18 protein-coding genes and 1 tRNA gene are annotated in these 19,271 nt (G+C 54.9%); 7 read left to right on the forward strand and 12 right to left on the reverse strand.

Going from position 1 to position 19,271, the window contains the following annotated elements; all coding sequences use genetic code 11:
- Positions 1–463 precede the first annotated feature (463 nt).
- On the reverse strand, positions 464–1,207 hold the full coding sequence (locus tag Pla52o_RS06355; protein WP_146593766.1) for a hypothetical protein: 744 nt from the start codon (positions 1,205–1,207) through the stop codon (positions 464–466).
- A gap of 804 nt (positions 1,208–2,011) precedes the next feature.
- Between Pla52o_RS06355 and Pla52o_RS06360 the strand changes: the two genes are divergently transcribed.
- The gene (locus tag Pla52o_RS06360; protein ID WP_146593767.1) at positions 2,012–3,451 is read left to right on the forward strand and encodes a sulfatase-like hydrolase/transferase; all 1,440 of its coding nucleotides are present in this window, start codon (positions 2,012–2,014) and stop codon (positions 3,449–3,451) included.
- A gap of 105 nt (positions 3,452–3,556) precedes the next feature.
- On the opposite strand, the gene Pla52o_RS06365 is transcribed toward Pla52o_RS06360, so the two are convergent.
- Positions 3,557–4,111 carry an SRPBCC family protein gene (locus tag Pla52o_RS06365; RefSeq protein WP_146593768.1) on the reverse strand — a complete coding sequence of 185 codons (555 nt, stop codon included), beginning with the start codon at positions 4,109–4,111 and terminating at the stop codon, positions 3,557–3,559.
- A gap of 171 nt (positions 4,112–4,282) precedes the next feature.
- Between Pla52o_RS06365 and Pla52o_RS06370 the strand changes: the two genes are divergently transcribed.
- The gene (locus Pla52o_RS06370; RefSeq protein WP_146593769.1) at positions 4,283–4,789 is read left to right on the forward strand and encodes a lactoylglutathione lyase family protein; all 507 of its coding nucleotides are present in this window, start codon (positions 4,283–4,285) and stop codon (positions 4,787–4,789) included.
- Between the two features lie 75 nt (positions 4,790–4,864).
- Here the strand turns inward: Pla52o_RS06370 and Pla52o_RS06375 are convergent, their stop codons facing one another.
- The 7 genes from Pla52o_RS06375 to Pla52o_RS06405 all read right to left on the reverse strand — a co-directional run bounded on the left by Pla52o_RS06375 (position 4,865) and on the right by Pla52o_RS06405 (position 10,653).
- Entirely contained in the window at positions 4,865–5,590 is a 726-nt protein-coding gene (locus tag Pla52o_RS06375; protein WP_146593770.1) for an HIRAN domain-containing protein, read from the reverse strand.
- A 44-nt stretch (positions 5,591–5,634) separates the two neighbouring features.
- The gene (locus Pla52o_RS06380; protein ID WP_146593771.1) at positions 5,635–6,573 is read right to left on the reverse strand and encodes a phosphatidylinositol kinase; all 939 of its coding nucleotides are present in this window, start codon (positions 6,571–6,573) and stop codon (positions 5,635–5,637) included.
- Positions 6,574–6,752: 179 nt separating this feature from the next.
- The gene (locus Pla52o_RS06385) at positions 6,753–7,679 is read right to left on the reverse strand and encodes a tetratricopeptide repeat protein (protein WP_146593772.1); all 927 of its coding nucleotides are present in this window, start codon (positions 7,677–7,679) and stop codon (positions 6,753–6,755) included.
- A 98-nt stretch (positions 7,680–7,777) separates the two neighbouring features.
- A complete protein-coding gene (locus Pla52o_RS06390; protein WP_197169045.1) occupies positions 7,778–8,071 on the reverse strand; it encodes a hypothetical protein in 294 nt (97 codons plus the stop codon).
- A gap of 87 nt (positions 8,072–8,158) precedes the next feature.
- Positions 8,159–9,190 carry a hypothetical protein gene (locus Pla52o_RS06395; protein ID WP_146593773.1) on the reverse strand — a complete coding sequence of 344 codons (1,032 nt, stop codon included), beginning with the start codon at positions 9,188–9,190 and terminating at the stop codon, positions 8,159–8,161.
- The gene (locus Pla52o_RS06400; protein ID WP_146593774.1) at positions 9,174–10,238 is read right to left on the reverse strand and encodes a MotA/TolQ/ExbB proton channel family protein; all 1,065 of its coding nucleotides are present in this window, start codon (positions 10,236–10,238) and stop codon (positions 9,174–9,176) included. The genes Pla52o_RS06395 and Pla52o_RS06400 overlap by 17 nt, the downstream gene beginning before the upstream one ends.
- Positions 10,239–10,287: 49 nt before the next feature.
- Entirely contained in the window at positions 10,288–10,653 is a 366-nt protein-coding gene (locus Pla52o_RS06405) for a type I restriction-modification enzyme R subunit C-terminal domain-containing protein (RefSeq protein WP_146593775.1), read from the reverse strand.
- A gap of 390 nt (positions 10,654–11,043) precedes the next feature.
- Here Pla52o_RS06405 and Pla52o_RS06410 point away from each other — a divergent pair, with 390 nt between their 5' ends.
- Positions 11,044–11,349, forward strand: a complete 306-nt coding sequence (locus Pla52o_RS06410) for a hypothetical protein (RefSeq protein WP_146593776.1) — start codon at positions 11,044–11,046, stop codon at positions 11,347–11,349.
- Between the two features lie 222 nt (positions 11,350–11,571).
- Here Pla52o_RS06410 and Pla52o_RS06415 read toward each other — a convergent pair whose 3' ends face one another.
- Together Pla52o_RS06415 and Pla52o_RS06420 are read right to left on the reverse strand one after the other, a co-directional pair.
- Positions 11,572–12,117, reverse strand: a complete 546-nt coding sequence (locus Pla52o_RS06415; RefSeq protein WP_231612139.1) for a rhomboid family intramembrane serine protease — start codon at positions 12,115–12,117, stop codon at positions 11,572–11,574.
- 424 nt (positions 12,118–12,541) lie between these two features.
- Positions 12,542–12,615 (reverse strand) — tRNA-His (locus Pla52o_RS06420).
- A gap of 600 nt (positions 12,616–13,215) precedes the next feature.
- Here Pla52o_RS06420 and Pla52o_RS06425 point away from each other — a divergent pair.
- The 4 genes from Pla52o_RS06425 (at position 13,216) to lnt (ending at position 18,005) form a co-directional block, all read left to right on the forward strand.
- Complete coding sequence (locus Pla52o_RS06425; RefSeq protein WP_197169046.1) at positions 13,216–13,533, forward strand: co-chaperone GroES; 318 nt, start codon at positions 13,216–13,218, stop codon at positions 13,531–13,533.
- Between the two features lie 146 nt (positions 13,534–13,679).
- Positions 13,680–15,299 (forward strand): chaperonin GroEL, encoded by a 1,620-nt coding sequence (gene groL, locus Pla52o_RS06430; RefSeq protein WP_146593777.1) that lies wholly within the window; start codon positions 13,680–13,682, stop codon positions 15,297–15,299.
- 340 nt (positions 15,300–15,639) lie between these two features.
- Complete coding sequence (locus Pla52o_RS06435) at positions 15,640–16,185, forward strand: hypothetical protein (RefSeq protein ID WP_146593778.1); 546 nt, start codon at positions 15,640–15,642, stop codon at positions 16,183–16,185.
- Positions 16,186–16,340: 155 nt separating this feature from the next.
- Positions 16,341–18,005, forward strand: a complete 1,665-nt coding sequence (lnt, locus tag Pla52o_RS06440; protein WP_146593779.1) for an apolipoprotein N-acyltransferase — start codon at positions 16,341–16,343, stop codon at positions 18,003–18,005.
- A gap of 76 nt (positions 18,006–18,081) precedes the next feature.
- On the opposite strand, the gene Pla52o_RS06445 is transcribed toward lnt, so the two are convergent.
- Positions 18,082–19,101, reverse strand: a complete 1,020-nt coding sequence (locus Pla52o_RS06445; protein WP_197169047.1) for a hypothetical protein — start codon at positions 19,099–19,101, stop codon at positions 18,082–18,084.
- Between the last annotated feature and the right edge of the window lie 170 nt (positions 19,102–19,271).

The following is a 19,271-nucleotide window of genomic DNA, read 5'->3' on the forward strand; positions in this document are numbered from 1 at the left end:
CGTTATCGAGAGCCCGAGTCCTGCGTGATCATCCCTTGCGGACGCGCCAGCCGTAGAAAGCCAGCGGTAGAAACACGCGTGGGCTTAAGAAAATCGCCCAACGTGAAAACAAAGGCAGCGTCCCAGGTTGAGAAAAGCGGCCCCGAAACGACGCGTGGGGCTCTAGCTCGACATCTGTCAAGCGGTACTATCGAGAACGTGCGGGAGAGTAGCGATTGGCTGCTTCTCGATTTCCAAGGTCGATGGTTCAGGTCCGATGGTTCCAGGGGCCGATGGGAAACGGGCACGATCGGAATCACGCCAGTACGGTTGCCGTGGTTCGTCGTCGCCGCCGATCCCGATCTCGTGAGAAGCAGAACTCACCCACGGCCATCCCCCGCCGAGAAAGGCGGGGAATGGATGGTTGTTGCGCGGACGAACCCTGTATTGCAATGATCGTTGTCGATCGCAATGAGCATGCGCTCTATCGCAATGAGATCGCGTCTTGCAGTGGCTTCAAGACGCTGCCGACCAAGTATTCGTCAATCAGATCGCGTCCCAGCGCGACAAGCCGATCGTACTCATGGACGTACGTTTCGTCGGGACCGAGGCTATCGTAACGGCGAACGGTCAAATAAACGCTAATCGGTTCTTCGCTAAAATCACCGGTTCGCACTTGGTAGGCATTCGTACGCGATTCAAAGCTGATCCGGCACTGGGTGCGGCACTCTTCATCGAGCGAAAATTGGATCGCCGGTTCATGCGAAAGCACCTTGCCGTACGGCATGTTCATGAATCCTTGCAAACCAGGAGCCACCCCGACCACTTCCGAGAGAATGTCGTTGTGATTGCCGCGGTAGGCGAAATCAAATCCGAACATCACGCTCAGCGATTCGCAATCGAGCGGACTGGCCGACAACTCATACGGAATCAGCTCCAAAACGGTACGATGTAAATCGTCGATCGCTTCGTTGGAGTCCGGATTGACGACACCCGAGTTGACTCGTTTCAGTTCGGTCGAAACCCAGCGATACGCCCCTGCTTCTTTTTCCTCTTCTAAGACAAATTCGTTTTTTTCACGCCCGTAGAAGTTCTGCATCTTCGGATAACGGCGGCGGACCTGCTCAAAAAAGTGGAGAATCGATTCCCGGCCTTTGGGCAGTTCCATCTCCGTCGTCAGAATCATGTTTAAGTAAAAGTCGTCGCTAAACGCAGCATATCCGTTCATTCGTCACCTTTCGTGTCGCGTAATGCTTTTCGGGGTGGCAGCCAGCACGGTGAATAGACTGGATACCACGTTAATGGGTTCACAACGGAACCACGACGACATGTCGGTTAAATCATTAAGATGATGCGCTCCTCCGCGTTGGGCGTTATGGCTCTACTCCATTAGTTTACGCGTAAATCAGTAACGGTTGAACCTCTGGATGAGCCCTTTTCTTGGTTATCACAGGGCTTCGGTGCTAAACAAGCGGGCGAACCAGTGGACCTCCGCCGTTCTCCGGCGACGGCTCTAAAAGTCTAAATGAATAGGCCAACCTTCCCCCTCTGCTGGCCCCCCACTGCTGGAACGTGCCGAAAGTGTGTCCACTACTTCGGGGGGCAACCCCTCTTTTTCGCCTTACCAACGAGGTTGCCCGACGAGCGGCCTGCGGATTCCGTCCTTCGCTGAAAATCGTGTCCTTCGTTGAGAAATGGTTCGCTAAAAGAGGGATGGGAATGACAAACCGAGCGCGTCAGCGAGAGACCACGCGTCGGCTCGACATCGCTCGCATCCCCTTCGGGGTATTTAACCGAAAGGCTCGAATCGTGCTTGCCTCGTTGCGAAATTACGTCGGTGGGCAAAGCGTCTCAAACCGATTCCAACGCGATACTGTACACTGGACCGTTGATGCTTGGCAGCCTGGGCTAGGCCACGAAGTCTAAAATTGGAATCTCGCCCCTTCTGCGGCATCGTGATCACGACTCCCGATGAAAATCACGCGCTGGTCCGTTGCCGAGCGTCCTGGTTCCCCCGTTCAGAATGGTCAAGATGTTCACTCACCCGATCACCGTTTTCGTTCTCGGCACGGCACTATGGTTGGTAAGCGTTGCCGCAGCCGCCGAGAATTCGAGTGCAGAGACGCCGGCGACGAAACAGCCGAACATCGTCTTCATCTTCGCCGATGACATGAGTTACAACACGATTGCCAGTCTAGGGAATTCGGAAATCGAGACGCCCAACCTCGACCGGTTGGCGCGGCGAGGGACGACGTTTACGCACGCCTACAACATGGGATCGTGGAGTGGTGCGGTGTGCGTGGCCAGCCGAACGATGCTGAATTCGGGACGTTACATTTGGAATGCGAACGCGATCTACAAAACGTCCGAACACGAACGGAACGCCGGTCGTTGGTGGAGCGAGTTGCTGAAGTCCGCGGGTTATCGAACCTACATGACCGGCAAATGGCACTGTACCGCCAGTGCGGAAAAGGCGTTTGACGTCGCTCGCGACATCCGCCCCGGCATGCCCAAAGATTCCGCAGCCGGATACAGCCGCCCCGCCGCTGATGGCACGGATCCCTGGTCACCGTCGGATCCGAAGCGAGGCGGCTATTGGCAAGGTGGCACTCATTGGAGTGAGGTGGTAGCTAACCATGCCGAAGACTTCCTGCGCGATGCCGCCGCTCAAGCCGATCCGTTCTTCATGTATTTGGCGTTCAACGCCCCGCACGATCCACGTCAATCGCCGCAATCGTACGTCGACCGTTATCCCAGCGAATCGATCGCAGTGCCAGCGAATTTCCTGCCCCTGTATCCGTACGCCGATGCGATCGGTTGTGGCAAAAGGTTGCGTGACGAGCGGCTCGCTCCATTCCCACGCAGCAAACACGCCGTCCAGGTGCATCGCGGCGAGTACTACGCATTGATCACCCACATGGACGAACAGATTGGCAGGATCTTGAAGGCGGTGGAGGCATCCGGCAAAGCTGATAACACTTGGATCTTCTTTACCGCCGATCATGGCTTGGCAGTGGGGCAGCATGGATTGTTCGGAAAACAAAATATGTACGACCATAGCCTCCGTGTGCCGTTCATCGCCGTGGGGCCTGGAGTGAAAGCGAACGCGAAAATTGAGCAACCGATTTACTTGCAAGACGTGATGCCAACGACGCTGGAGCTCGCCGCAACCGAGAAACCTGAATACGTTGAGTTCCATTCGTTGCTACCGATGCTCAATGGGGCGGACAGCGAGAATGCCGCAATTTACGGTTGCTACCTCGACCTGCAGCGGAGCATTCGCACCGAGAAGTATAAACTCATCGTCTATCCCAAAGCCAAGGTCGTGCGTCTATACGACGTGCAAGCGGATCCCGACGAGAAGCACGATTTAGCGGGCGACGCGTCAATGCAAGCGACCGTCGACAGGTTGTTTGCCCAACTACAAGGGTTGCAAAAATCGATGAACGACGAGCTTGTCTTGGAACGCTAAAGCTCCCGTGTTTGAAGACCTTTTTTCTGTTCCAGGGTTTTTCACTCCTCACTCGCGGTCCCTTCGCATCCTGCCAATATTGTTCGTGACAATCCGCACTGGAATTCAGCTCGCGGCGTGTCCGGCGGCGGCTTCAAGCTTTCGCTTTAAACTCTCGAGCTCCTTGCGAGCGGCATCACAGCCTTGCTCGTTCATCAACCAACCGAACAAGAAGAACATCAGCTTGAGGACCCCCTTGCCGTTCACCGTTGATTCTTGAGTCACGCGGGTGCGGCCATTGCAATCTTCGAAGCGGTACTCGGCCTCGATGTCGAATAACTTCCCCGTCAATCGGATCGCCGATAATGTCGGTGGTTCCCAACGCGTGACGACGCCTTGGAAGTCCATGCGGCGTCCCCGCTCCTCGGTGACACAGCGGAAGATCGTGCCGAGACCCTTTTGATCATCGATGACCGTGCTTTCGACGACGGTTCGGCTCCATTCGGCAACCTTGTCGTTGGTGTAATCGAAGACCTCGTCGATCGGCCGGTGGATCTCAATGCTGGCTAAACTGTGCATGGGAACCTTTGCAGGAACGGCGGTTGAGCGTCCAACACAGCGGATTGCCGAGGTCGCCGTGAAGGGAGACAAGAGATATGGCACCGGAGTGGAGTCTACCAACGGGACGCTCGTTGAATAATGGGTAGAGGCGACCCGCGATGCTCAACTTAGCGGACCGCCCGCCCAAGCGTTAACATGAGGTAGTGCTGGAAACCTCCCCGTTCTTGGTACAGCGTTAGGTGAGTAGGATTGGGGGGCACTGATTTCGCAAACTCCGCTGAAAGGGCGATCATGACATTTCCACGAACCTTTTCTCACATTGGCATTTCTGTGACGGACCTGGACCAGGCCGTCGACTTCTACACCAAAACGTTGGGGTGGTACGTCATCATGCCTGCCACCGAAGTGGTCTCCGATGACTCCGCGATTGGCGTGATGTGCAATGACGTCTTCGGCAAAGGCTGGGGGCGATTCAAGATTGCTCACTTGGCCACCGGGGATCGAATCGGCGTCGAGTTGTTCGAGTTTGAAAACGCCGAAAAGCGAGAGAACAATTTTGAATACTGGAAAACCGGCGTGTTTCACTTCTGTGTCCAGGATCCGGACGTGGAGGGACTGGCAAAACGAATCGTTGAGAACGGAGGTAAACAACGCATGCCCGTTCGCGAGTACTATCCCGGAGAAAAGCCGTACCGGATGGTTTACTGTGAAGATCCCTTCGGAAACTTGATCGAGATCTATTCGCACAGCTATGAACTGACGTATTCCGCGGGCGCCTACCAAGCTGATGCCGAGTGAAGCGTGGCTCCGTATTGCGGGATAGCATACGGAACACGGAAATAAAGGGCATCGACATTCAGGTGGATCTGGCGATCAAGCGTTTGCCAGTTTAGGAATCGCCGAAAATTCGGGGCCAGAACAAGGCTTGAAATCAGCAGGCCAGCAACCATGGAGTCGACACAGAAGGCGTTGCTGGAACGGTGCATTGGGATTGAGCCGTTGCACAAACAGATTGACTGAACCGCTGGGGCATTCCCGCAGTAATCGAGTCAGGTCATGGGCAAGATAACGAGGGGCATAGCCAATCGGAGTTTTGCCTGCATCGATCGCCACTGCCATCGGGTCGACCGGATTGGAGGGCTCACAACGGAGGTGCAAGCGGTCCCCTGCATGCAGCTGAGCTACCACTGCATTTGCCTCGTCCGTCGCTAGGTGGAAACGCATCCCATGAACGAAGAAATAGTTAAGGTAACACCCCTGGTTGTCTGGAACTGGGCAGGGAAAGACTTCAATGGCGTCGGTTTTCTTGATTCCTTCACTGCGTTGCAGCAGCAGCAATGGTTCTGGAGGATCGGCGGGATCAAAACCATTCCAGCGCAAAAAGTCGGCGTACTCAGGACGCGACTTAGGAAGTAATCGGTTGACCAACATCGGGAATAATTCGGCGGAATGGTAGACGGCCTCCAAATCGGGCATCCCGTCAAAAGGGCGAAACCCCTCGGTGGATTTGGCACCCTGTGTGTAACAAAAACGATAGGATGTTTGGCCCGACCGCTCACGAAACGCGTCCAAACGCCCCACCGGTCCCCAATGAGGCATCGGTTTTTCCGTGTGCCAAGCGACGAATAGTGACTCAGTAGGGTTCAAGGGTGCGATGATCCAGGATGAAGTAGACGATCTTGATTGATCAATAATAGTTCCAGGGTAAATTCTTTTGCCAGCGGTGTCATCCTCGATGCAGGAACTCGATCGATGATTCGCTCGAAATCTTGCCTTGAGATCCTTTCTAAATGCTCTAGCCAATGCCCCGCGGCGATTGGTCGAATTGCTTGCCAGGCATGAAAGCAGGCCAAGCTTCGCAGGGTCTTACGGTCCGAAACGGATCCGTAAAACCCCGATGCGGCACGTCTCGCAAATGCAGACATCTCAACGCGCCGGTTCGCGGATCGTAGGCGACGAGCTCGTTTCTCGTCAGGTTCGTTCCGTGCTAAACCAGCCCCATGATCAAAGGTGGGCGCCAGCCAAGTTGTCTCATGCCGCAAAGCCCCCCAATTCTGGTGATGGCGGTCTTGATTGGCAATCAACGTATCGAGCAATACGTAGCCTACAAAGACATCCACCGCAGTGTGACATTTGTGAGTCGGTTGCCAACACGAATCCGACGGAGGAGGGGCCAACTTCTCTACCACTTCAGCGACCGCGCCAACCGTATGCTCTCGGACACCATAATTTTGTTCTGTGTTCGCGGGATAGGTCGAGTCGGCCTCTAACATCAATTGGTTTCCTAAGACCAGTGTCAGCGGCTTGGCGGCAAGGTTCACGCAGATCACCCCAGGCAAATCTTTCTGTGTTTCGTGAGCTAGCTGATAGCTCACATGAGGTAGTCCAATCGCATCACAAATTTCGCCGGCGATCATCTCCGCCCAATCTTCCCCCGTACCGCGATTCTCAGCTTTGAACAAGGTTCGCTGCTCATTATGCCTGAACCAAAACTTCGGTTTCGTGCCTAATTGCTCAAGGTCTTCCGACTGGTCGGCGCTGATGTGAACGATTGAAAATTCTCCTCGCTCAGGATCTTGCATGGATTTTTCTCAATCTGTTTTTTTGTCCCACAACATTTTTCCTTATTCTTACAGCACAGCTGATATCGTATTGCCGCTAGCCACTGGCTTCCTCATATGGACTTGATCGATCTCGAACGTCTGTAGTTTTTTTGCTGGCGGAGGTGGAGGTGGAGGTGGAGTGTGCATCTTTTCTAACATCAGCGACCGGCTTTGATCGTTTGCAGCAATTGTTTCGCACTATTACTTTCGGGTTCTTGCCGCAGTGCTCGTTCGCAAGTCGCTTGCGCATCCTCTGGGTTTCCTAGTTGCCAATGTGCCTCGGCAATTACCTCAAGCATGCTGCTGTTATCGTCTTCGAGTTGCAAGGAGCGACTTGCCGCCGCCAACGCCTCTGGCCACTTCCCGCACTTTTTGTAAGCGAATGCAAGCACGATCCAACCGAAAGCAAAATCCGGATCGATCTCCACCGCTCGTTGAGCTATTGGGCAAGCGGCTTCAGGAGTATCGTCGAGCTCGGCGCAGGCTTTGGCCACCAGGGCATCGGGATGGTTGGGGGCTAATTCCATCAAGCGATCGACGGCGACTTTGGTGGCTTCCATGTGATTTCGCGTATGCAAACATTCGTCAAACAAGGCCAGGTAGTTGCCCACCGGATCGGGATCGCCGTTCATCACGTCAGCCAAAATCGCAGCCGTCGCGTCTTGCGTGACATTAAGCTCATACGTTTCTGCGGCGAGGATTTGGCGCTGCAGCGGCGTCGGCATTTTGAACAGATTCAATTTACCTTTCATTGCGATCGGCTGTTTTAGAAAACGTCCGTTGGAAACGCGCCAGCAGTAGGGCCCCGAAGCGAACGGATCGGCCTCGTGTTGCCGTCCATACGAGGTGATATCCTCGATATCAACCAAGCCAATGACCGCGCCATAGGTGAAATAGTCTTTGCTCAGTTCTCCAGGATTGAGTTCGCGGCGCAGTTCGTTCACATACTGCGGGCTGGTCGAGGCATGAATCGCGATCGTACCCCGGCGATCGGTAGTCCAGGTGCGATTTTCGATCGTTTTTAGGTTCGAGCAAATCGCCCAGGCAAAAGGTTGCCGCACCGAAAGTCCACGAAGCTCATTCATGATGTCACACCGGTTTGGGGTTCTTTTTACGTCTCGTTTTGGCTTCGTCCCCGTTGCGAGCGGCGCGGATGCGGGCGAGCAGTTCGGATGCGGGCTCGTTACTTGGATCTTTCGGTACTAACTCGCTTGGCTTGATTCTTGGGCTGAGTGATCGAGGTATTGGCATTGCGAAAGATCGCCTGGATGCGGCCCGAGGCTTCGTTACCAAGATGGACTAGCATGGCGCGATAGAAGGCCAATTGATCGATGCCTTCTTGAGATTCCAGATCGCTCCAACGGTAACCCTTGGGAAGCTGAAATTCTTGATTCGTCTCCTTCATCATCTTCAAGAACAACAGATAGGTCAGCTCGGTGACGTATTCGTGATACCATCGTCCCTCAGGACGTGGCACAGATTCCAGAGTTTAGCAACAATGTCTTGAGTCGTGGTCACCTAAGCAAAATCCTTCTCGTGATTCCTGGGGGCATTCGGGGGCGAATCAGTTCCCCGGCAATTTCGGTGTCTTACCGATATAACCTGTTGGGGTGAGTACTTCTTCGTTGAGCCATTGCGGCACTGGACCATCGTATCCCTCGAAGTCCAACATCGCACCCCGTCCACTGAATGCAAGTAGCACGTCACGCAAATCACGAGGGGAAAGTTCGATGTCGTTTAGCTTAACGGTCTGTGTTGAGGGATCGACGATGATTTGGCAGCGAGGGTACATCGAATCGCTTTCCGGTCCTCCGTTGTCGTAGATCTGCAGAATCCTTTCAATAATTAACTTTTCCGTCGCGTCCGAAACTTCCGTATCGCCGGCAATAAAGCCACAGAGCATCACGTGATAGCTGATCCCCAGTTTGGACGTCTGAACGTCGTACCCCGAATCTGTAGGCTCGATTTCCTGGTATTGAGAAAAGGCACTGAAAATCTGAATCATCTCTCGTGTTGTGTAGCCACGTTGCTTCCTAGCCCGGAACGCGATCTGCACGAGTTCTTCTGTTTTGCGTTTGATGTATTCAACTGTTGACTCTCCGGAGACACGAGTGTCTGCGTGATCAACATCCTTGGAAGGGATGAAATAGTATTTCTCGGCCCCATAGTCGTATGCAATTCCAATACTTGCAGGTTGAGTCAGGCCCGTGAATCGTTGTTCGCCCTGCATCGCCGCCATCTGTTTTTTTACGGTCGATTCTTGCTCGGTAATTTGTCTGCGAAGTTCGACAATCTCCTGTTGTTGACGAAGCATGTTTTCACGCTGTTGCTTCATTTCGGTTTGCTGCTTTTGTAAACGTTCGGACAGTTCGGCAACTTCCTCGGCGCTTAGAAACTCGACTTCGTCGACTTTGACGACCTCGACCGGTTTGACCTCTTCGATCTTGGCTAGGTCGGCGCGAACGCGTTGGCTGACTTCGATCGCCAGCATCATCACGAACAGAACGAGTACTACGAGTGCGCAGAACACCAAATCCGCAAATGTTTCGTGCGTATTGCCATGGCTCTCCGAATAGCGATCATTCAACGATTTCACCGGCTACGACCTCCTGTAGATTGTCTCTCGCGTTCTTGCGTAATCGCGGGGTGATACGGACTTCGGTGAGTGAAGCGATGTAGGAAACAAAGTGGTCAACGTTGGATGCATACACATTGTTCAGCACTCGAAGTACGATGCTGCCCAAGATCGCTCCTACCAACGTTGTATAAAACGCGGTGCCAAGTCCCGCCATCGTTTCCCGCATGCCGGACATCAAATGGGATGCGTCTCCCGATTCGCCCAATGAATCAAGCGTTCCGCTGAGCCCATTGGTCATCACGATCAAACCGACAATGGTTCCAATCAACCCGAGTGAGACGAGGACACCGGAAAGCGTATCGACGATCTTGGCTCGGGCCATCATTTTGCTGTACAGCAACGTCATCAAACTGTCTTGCGACACGTTAGGGTCATGTCTGGCAATTCGCACGAGGTCTTGGATGTGTTGATGAAAGACACCGGCCGGAGGAGCCTTGACGATCTCTCCGAATCCTCGGGGCGATTTCAGCTTTTTGACAAGGAATGCCGCACAGACAAATTCGCTGCGTAGGCCTTTCACCGCACGGAAGTTCAGCACCACTCCGAAAATAAACAATGCAAAAATGACCACGCACAATCCGCTGGTGTCCGTCACAATGGCATTGAACAAGTGGCGTCCAGCTGCGAACACGAGCAGCAGCCCGATAACAACAGAGTAAATGATCCATTCACGCAGCGGATCGCGGTCGAGTTGCAAGTCACGAGCACGTCGAGCTTCGTCCGCAAGCTTTTGGGCCAAGGCTTCGTTAGCGCCTTCTCGTTTCCGCTGCGCCGCGGCTTCTCGCTTCTTCTGTTCAATCAGTTGCTTCTGGGCCTCGACAACCTTTTCCTTTTCGCCGGGAACAACCATGGGAGTTTGACAGTCGGGACAATGGTCGTAGTTACCCGCCTCCATGAGTGAGGAGGTCAATCGAACCCCGCAATGCAAACAGTCGTATTTGACACTTGATCCGGCCACGTTAGACCGCACCTCGTATTTGGGATTGGGTTTTAAAGTTGTATCCATTTCATCCTTTCAATCGCTGGCCATGACGTAAACCAAAGCTTCTAAAACATCACGCGACCACATCCCAAATCTCCTCGGCGATCTGATGCAATAGCTCATCGAGTTCACCGTTGAATATGCTGTTTAATCGTTGATAGCCGCCCTGCGCTCCGAACTGGCCGCTGTCAACGGTTTGGTGATCGACAACGACTTCTCGCTCGAGTTGTTTGCCAATCCGCTTGAGCCATTTTCGTTGGGGATCGGTCCAGGTACGACTGGCCACGATCTTAGAGATCGCCTGTTTGACTCGTTGCTCGTAAGGAAGCTGCAGCTCGCCCAATTGGCGGATTTTCATCATCGCGGTGTTCGGATTGTCCAGCGAATACCGCTCTGCACGTGCGCCCAATTCGCCCAACAGGGGCTCGATCTTGCTCACGAAATCGAAGTTGGGGGAACGGAGCGGTATCCCGACTTTGTCGCTGTCGTTCAAAAAATACTATCTTTCGCATTTTAAAGTTGCGTTCTTATTCCTAACTCCCCGCATGAGCAAAGGTAATCGATTTTGTTTGGGGCGCTGTCTAACGTGTCGAGTTATGATTTCCTGGAGAAACGGCAATGATGCAACTTCAAGTTTTTGCATCGCGAGGAAGTCTAGATTCAAAGGCACTGGATTGAAAAAAACTCGAAAAGTGCGATCACCGAAGGGGAAGGGCAAGTGGCGGCGGGTTGCCGATTCCCCCGAGCCAACCGAGTTTAGCGGCAAACCCCCTCTGGTGCTACGGCATGACCTACTCCTTGTTGAAAAACGATTCGCCTGTGTCGGTCGATGCAAATTAAAGATTCGGATGCGGTGGCCAACGGCATTAAGGCTTGGGGATGGACAATTCGTACGCTTCGAGAGCGTGGCGCCTTGATCACGGCACCCGGCTTAGCAGACGCCATCAAGGTTCCTGATGATGTTCGAGTAGGGGGCGTTTACGCTGGTGCCGATTCGGACCAGGCTACTGAGGATGCATTCCAGGTTTTTAAGGATAAAGATATTGATGCAGAATGCGTTCCCATCGATTCGATCCAAGAGTATGACGAACCGGCATCGGCATTCGCCCGAGATGAAACGCGAATTGAGGACTGAGGGATGAAGCTTAGGCTTCGAATCTTGGATGGAGTTTTTTTTCCGTAGTCCGACAGGTTGGGATTTTCTGAAAAAAACGGCAATCACGTAACTATTAGGTAATTGATCAAAAAGCTCGAATTTCGAATCGTTGAAGTGGTGAGCCGCTGGATGTGCTGCCAACGGGGTTGGCGGTCCACGATGCGCGAGCTTGGGGGCCATGCAGTATCGTGAGCGGTAAACTTAGAGGGATCGCGATCGTGAGGTTCCGATGCCGACGATCATGCCGCTGATGGCGCCAAACAGATGGCCGTCCCAGGATACGACGGAGTTCCAACGCGGTAGGACTCCGCTCACAAGAGTGACACCGAAAAGAACGCCAACGAGCAAGGCGATGGCGAGCGAGGTGAACTGCTTTTCGCGAATGCCGACGGTGATCAAGTAGGCGATCAAGCCAAACACCAATCCGCTTGCCCCGACGTGATAGGCGCTACGTCCAAAGAGCCACAACAAGGCTCCATTTCCGATGATGATTGCGACGATCGTTGGCCAGGCCCGGTGTCGCGAAGCAACGGTTAGTCCCATCAATATTGCCAACGGGACGCTGTTGGCAATCAAGTGAGTAAAACCGGTATGCAAAAACGGCATCAAGCCGATCCCAGCTAAACCACGCAGCGTTCGTGGTAAAAGCCCGAACTGGTTCAAGTCCAAAGGAACGATGGAATCGACAATGCGGACCAGCCACATCACCATCAGCAGAACCAGAATCGGATAGGCTTGCTTTTTCAAAACGTCGTTCCAATCGAGAACGGAAAGTTATGGTGAATGCGCTGCGTCCCCAACCTTTCCCGCTCCAACGCAAGCTGCACTACTCTTTAGCGTTTGTCGCCGTCCAGGATCGTTTCCACGCAAGACGACCTTCCTTGGGCAATGTCGCGTTCGACTTGCGATGCAAATGGCAGTTTCGATCCCAGACCCTGCGATGGACGCCTTGAGAGCGATCGCAGTGCAACCGTGGTTTCAGTTAGTCCTTGCTGATACCACCGTTGGACGATCTTATCCCACGGTTGGGCGCGCCGCCGACATGCGTCGCGGGTGCCGTGCAAACTTAGCGGGCGGACGCCTCTCACCTATTAGCTGGGGAGGCTGACCTGCGAATGTCGGCCACTCGGAAACGGAGTGTATTGCCGCGACATCGCGAAGAGAAAAACAGGGTGAGTGAGGGGACTCGAACCCCCGACATTTGGAATCACAATCCAACGCTCTAACCAACTGAGCTACACCCACCGTCTGTGTTGCTGGGAATTTACTTTCCTATCGGCTGAGCGTCAACGGCTGTTGGGATCTCAGATTCATGTTTCTTTCAATTGATTCAAAAACGGACGTTTGGTGCGGTTTAGGAGATTTGTGATAGCCGGGGCTGCGGGGGCAACCCGAGCCAGATTGGGGCAAGAGCGAGGAGTTCCTATTGAGACCACCGCGCCACGGCCAGGTTCACGCGGTAGAACAGGAGTCGCTAGAAACAGGACGCGGTCGAACAAGCGGTCGAACAAGGCGTGGGCAATCGAAGCGTGTAATCGAAGCGGGGGCAATGGCGAGAATCGGCTGACGCGTCCGCTGATGCCCCCGAGTCCCATCGCCTCACTCCCCCTGTCAGTCTGCCATTCTGGATTGTTCCGAACGCACCCCAGCGGCCTGAAATAATTTAAGTTGTTTCTGGTGCACGACTTGCAATAAAAAAAATGTCGTCGGCACGCCGCTTGCACTCAGCCAGTGGCAAGTCGTGGCTCCCTGCCATTTGTGCATCCATTCGTTTTGACGCATGGCTAGGGTTTGCCTAAATAACAACTCAAATTTTTGTCCTGATAGACGAAAGGTGTCACGGAGATGGCGACTGCCACCAAGAAGAACTCGAAGATTCGCTTGCAACCTCTCGGCGAACGTATCGTGATTCAACGTGAAGAGAGCGAGCAAATGACCGCTGGCGGTATCGTGCTGCCCGATTCCGCTCAAGAAAAACCAGCTCGCGGCACCGTCGTGGCTGTCGGTAACGGCAAATTGCTCGACGATGGGTCCCGCGCCGCTTGCCAATTGAAGCCTAACGAGAAGGTCCTTTTCAGCAGCTACGCTGGCGAGAACATTGAAGTCGATGGCGTTGAATACTTGCTGATGCGTGAAGATGACGTGTTGGCAGTGATCGAGTAGTCAGCCACGTTGATGGCAGTCGAGGTGTGATTCGATCCACCTCCGCTTCCGTCTCGGTTGCCCACTCGGCGCGACGTGCTCGTTGTTTGACGCAGCGAGCACCCTAAAAACAAAACAAACCCTCGAAAACTGGAACAATATCTCCCATGCCAAAGATTATCGCTTACGACCAGGAAGCCCGCGAAGCCATCCGCCGCGGTGTCACCAAACTGGCTCGCACCGTGAAGGTCACCCTCGGCCCCAAGGGCCGCAACGTTATCTTGCAAAAGAGCTTCGGTAGCCCCACGGTCACCAAAGACGGTGTCACCGTCGCCAAGGAAATCGAACTTGAAGACGTCTATGAAAACATGGGCGCTCAAATGGTTCGCGAAGTCGCCAGCCGCACCAGTGACGTTGCTGGCGACGGTACCACCACGGCAACCGTGATGGCCGAAGCGATCTTCAACGAAGGCCTCAAGGCGGTCGTTGCAGGGGTGAACCCCGTGCAACTCAAATCGGGGATCGAGCGAGCCGTTACGGACTTGACCGAAAAACTGCACTCGATGGCCACCAAGGTCAAAGATCAAGAAGCGATGGCAAACGTTGCCACCATCGCGGCCAACAACGACCGAGAAATCGGCAACTTGCTGGCCGATGCGATGAGCAAAGTCGGTAAGGACGGAGTCATCACCGTCGACGAAGGCAAGAGCCTTCACACCGAACAAGAGTGGGTCGAAGGGATGCAGTTCGATCGCGGCTACTTGTCGCCTTACTTCGTGACCGATTCGACCACGATGGAAACCGTTCTCGAAGACGCTTACGTCTTGGTTTACGAAAAGAAGATCAGCAACATCAAGGACATGGTTCCGATGTTGGAAAAGGTCGTTCAACAAGGCAAGCCTTTGTTGATCATCGCCGAAGACGTTGACGGCGAAGCCTTGGCGACGTTGGTCATCAACCGTCTGCGTGGCACCTTCGCAGTTGCTGCTGTGAAGGCTCCTGGCTACGGCGATCGCCGCAAAGCGATGATGGAAGACATTGCAATTTTGACCGGTGGCCAAGCCATCTTCGAAGCATTGGGCGTCAAGCTCGAAAGCGTCGACTTGCCACAGCTCGGCCGTGCCAAGAAGGTCATCATCGACAAAGACAACACCACCATCATCGAAGGTGGCGGAAAGAGCTCGGACATCAAGGCTCGCATCGACCAAATCCGTCGCGAGATCGAGTTAAGCACCAGCGATTACGACAAAGAAAAGCTCGAAGAGCGTTTGGCAAAGTTGGCTGGCGGTGTTGCAAAGGTCAACGTCGGTGCTGCGACCGAAAGCGAAATGAAGGAAAAGAAGGCTCGCGTCGAAGACGCCCTTCACGCCACTCGCGCTGCGGTTGAAGAAGGAATCCTTCCCGGTGGTGGCGTCGCACTGCTTCGCGCATCGAGCAAGGTCAAGCCTGGTGACGATTTGAACGATGATCAGATCGTCGGCTACAACATCGTGCTTCGCGCTTGCCGCGCCCCCATCACCATGATCTCCGAAAACGCTGGCCAAGACGGCGGGATCGTTTGCGAGAAGGTGATCGGCATGAAGAACAACGAAGGCTATAACGCGCTTACCGACACCTACGAAGACCTCGTTAAAGCCGGCGTTATTGACCCCACTAAGGTCACTCGTACTGCACTTGGCAACGCAGCCAGCGTGGCAACGTTGCTGCTGACAAGCGACGCGTTGGTAGCCGAGAAGCCGACTGCTAAAAAGTCAGGCGGCCACGGCGGCGATCACGACATGTACTAGGTCATCCGATCGTAAGATCAACGCTTTCTAATAGAACGGCCGACGGAGCAATCCGCCGGCCGTTTTTTTTTCGCCAAATCACGGTGAAGCCATTGCCGTGATCGGGAGGCCGCCTTCGTGGGTAACGATCGAGCGACACAGGGGGGATCGCGGCGTGTTGGATCCAGCGTCGCGGCGCAACGCTTGGGGGGGGACCGCCACGCGAACCCACCGCGGTGAGACGAGCGCGGGGGTTGCAAAACTCGCTTGACCCCAGGCTTCTAACTATACTAAAGCATGAAACAGGTCGCGAAGCTTTCGCGTCCCCCCTTCCGACGCCCTATCTATCGCGGAGGATTTTATGGAGCCAGGTCCTATCGAGAGCTCATCTGCGGGACGCTCGAATCTTGAGCGTTTCTTTGCAGGTTTGAGCGAGTGTATCTTCCTGTCCAAGCTCGGCGTCGCTGACGTTCAGCTGGTGGACTATCTCAGCGAGATGTTGCTTCGATTCGTGCGGGTCGAATCCCTCCAACGGATTCGACATCCCAACGGACAACCCGCAACGGAGGTCTTCCAAATGGTGGTCGAAGCCGATCGACGCGTGGGAATCGCTCGTCGTGAGGTGCACCGGCATATCGGTGACTTCACCTTGTTCTGGTCTGGAATGTACCCCGAAAGCTTACGTAAGATCAAAGCCGAGAAATCCCCCGATGGATTTATTGACTACTGTCGACAAGGCAAGCGAGCCTACGCAATCGCCGCCGAGATCGAAGGCGGCGAGGACCGCCCGTCATGCGATTTGCTGTTTCGATTGAGCGAGCAGTTTGAATTGTGTGCCTACGGACTGCGAGAAATCCGTCGCGAGATCGAGGAAGGTGAACAGGGTGATTTACCACTGATCACGTGATCCCGTCGCGGCGGCGTTGCAGGGCATGAACCGGTTGCCCGTTCGCTTTTATGGCGACGGTCGACACGATAGCCGGAGGAGCGGGGCGGCTGCCCCACGGCAGGGGTGTTGTTGTCTATACTCAAGTGTGAGAAATCACCTTTGGGATAGGCACCTTGATCGACAACCCTCCGACATCACCGCACGGTTCGGCTTGCGCCGAGAGACGTTCAGCAGCCAGCAATGCCATGATGGGGGCGCTCGCATGCGTCCTGATTGCGATCGTGATCGGGGTTCCATGGGTGTACCCGGATTTCTTTTTTCTGGGTGCGTTCGGCTGGGTGGCGTTGGTTGTTTTCGCCTCCCGTGCTCGGCGCTGGGTTGCGACCTTCGCGTCGTTGATGATCGGGATGATCTCACTCGGGATCGCGTTCTATTGGGCGCCCAAGTCGATTTACGACACGACCCACCTCTCTGCAACGACGTCATTCCTTGTCTTCCTCGCGTTGCTTGCCTGGGAATCGATCGCTTTCGCGTTGCTCGGATTTACGGCGAGCTTGTTGTCGCGTCCGTGTGATTCGAGAGGCTGTGTTCCAGGCCAGAGCATTGTTCCAGACCAGAGTTGTACTTCATCGCGTTCAACTTGGTTATGGTTGCTGGTCCCCGTGTGGGTCGTGATTGAGTTCTTCCATCCTCAGATTTTCGGCTGGTCAATCGCACACACTGCGCTATCGTTCCGGCCAATCATCCAAGTCGCAGAATTAGCGGGTACCTCGGGGATTGCGTTCTTGGTGATGCTGGGGGTCGTGTCGATCGCACAACTGTGGATGCATCATCATACACGTCGCGATTGGATCGAGTTTCTGATCGCCACCACGATGATTGCAATCGCTTGCCTCTGGGGGCACTGGAGCGTGACCGATTGGCAGCAGCGAAGCGGATCAGCCGATTCGATGCGAATTGCCGCAGTGCAGGTCGACCCTAGCAAGATGGGCAGCGTCGAAGAGATGCAGTCGCGGTCAACGTCCGCGGCCGGGCCAATCGACTTGTACATTTGGCCCGAGTCTTCCTTGGGACACTATCACATCTCACTCGAAGATTTTCGGGACGAGTTTAAAACGGTCGTGAAGTCAGAGGCCCCGAATCCCGCTCTCGATCCCTACCCCGGCGTGCCAACGGAATTACTGGCCGGGGGTAAAACGTATGACGAGGGCGGCCGAGACGTCGGCCCTTATCGGAACACCGCATTTTTGATTGATTCGAGCAAGTCGATTCGTTCGCGCTACGTTAAACGCAGCCTGTTGCCGATTGGCGAGTACGTTCCGGGGGAGAAGTGGTTTCCGTTTTTGCGTGACTGGGCCGCGCTCGATTCCACCCTGCTTCGCGGATCCAACGACGCCCCGCTGACGTTGCGAGGCGATCAGAAGGTGGGCGTGTTAGTTTGTTACGAGGACATGGTTGCCGAGAATTCGGCCGCCACCACTCGAGCGGGAGCGGAGTGTTTGGTCGCTTTGATCAATGGATCTCGCTTTACGGACACGACAACCCTCAAGCAACATATGTGGTTGGCACAGCTGCGTGCGGTCGAGAACCGTCGAGCCTTGGTGCGATGTGCGGCCACCGGAATCTCCTGCATCATCCAGCCCGACGGCTCGATCACAGAGCGATTGCCTCCGCAAACCAACGGAGTGATCGTCGCGTCGATTCCGCTGGTCCACGAAATCACCGTCTATACACAGTACGGAGAATGGTTCGCCCATTTGATGACGATCATCGTCTTAGTCGGGTTAATCTCGTTCCGACGGCGACGCAGTGGTGCATCGGCTGCGCCGCCTCAGTGATGAACGCGCCCGCGTGCCCCATGGTCACGCGAAAGAAAATGCGGGGCATGAAATCCCGCCTTCATCCCAATGCATTTTAGCGGATCGTGGGCAATCGGCTTGGCCGACGGTCTTCGCTTGTTGGATGATTTTGTTTGCCCAGACTCAATGTAGCGGAATCGCTCCCTTGCGAGTCTGCCGGAATGGCATCGGTCACCTCGACACGTTTGGGCAACGTTGATGTGTGGTTGCCCTGTGCGATCCGCACCGGATGTCGGTTTGCTCGCTGTGCTTGGGGCGGCCCCAGTTCGGTCACTGCAATCCGCGGCTCCGACGCCAATGTCGGTACCGGGTCTCGGAGGCTTGATGGTGTTTGCTTCTGAAGGGGCAGTGTTTGATTCATCGCGGAGTCCGCCGGAATCTCCACGGCCGCCGCAGGTGAGGTAGGAGGCTGCGGAATATTTTGCATCGGTCGCGACAAACTTGGGGCGGGGTAGCCGCCGCCGTGGGGGCTCTGGTGTGACAACGTGGGGTTCACATCACACGTGGCGTCGCAATGGAGTGGCGTCGCGAGCTGGGGGACGATGGGACGTTGAACCGGAGGAAGATCACAAGGGGTGGGCATTGCAAAGGGCACGCCAGGAGCTTTGATCGCCAGACCGGTTTCGCAGACGTCCGTGAACATGCCTAGCCGGAAACGTGTCCCCAGCGACGGTCCCTTGGGGCGGCATTGCTGGGAAGCGTTGGCTCGCAGTGTCAAACCGGTTTCGCAGACCTGGCCACAAGCTCCGATTCCGCCCGTTTGGCAATCGCTGCACTGGCCTGCGGTGGCGTGACTGCAGGGGGCGCCACAATCTCCGTAGCAGTAGGGGCGCGGGGGCAGGTCGGCGAGCGGACGGAATCCTGAACATTTGCAGGCATGGTACCCGTCTCCCCAACCTGCACCGACCATCCGGCCAAACTGTTGTAACGGGTTCGGGACATCGGCTTCCGCTGTGCCGGCTCCCCCCAAGACGCAAACCGCGAACATGGCCGCAAAAATCGTCACCGAAGAGGCGTGAACGCTTCGTGTTGGCAAAGCGGTCACGAAAGTCACCGCTCGATTATCGGGATTCATTGTTTTCATGAGTTTCAGGGATGTTGCAAAGGGTTTGACCGGTCAGAACAGAGGGATCCGAGCCGTCTAAATCCTTCTCGACTCCAGATCTTTGCTAGCGGATTTGCGGGCTTCCCAACGTGGACTGTCGATCCGCCTAGGCGGGGCAGCGCATGAGGAACGAGGGGATC

Origin of the sequence: Novipirellula galeiformis, from assembly GCF_007860095.1 — a bacterium.
GTDB classification, from domain to species: Bacteria; Planctomycetota; Planctomycetia; order Pirellulales; family Pirellulaceae; genus Novipirellula; species Novipirellula galeiformis.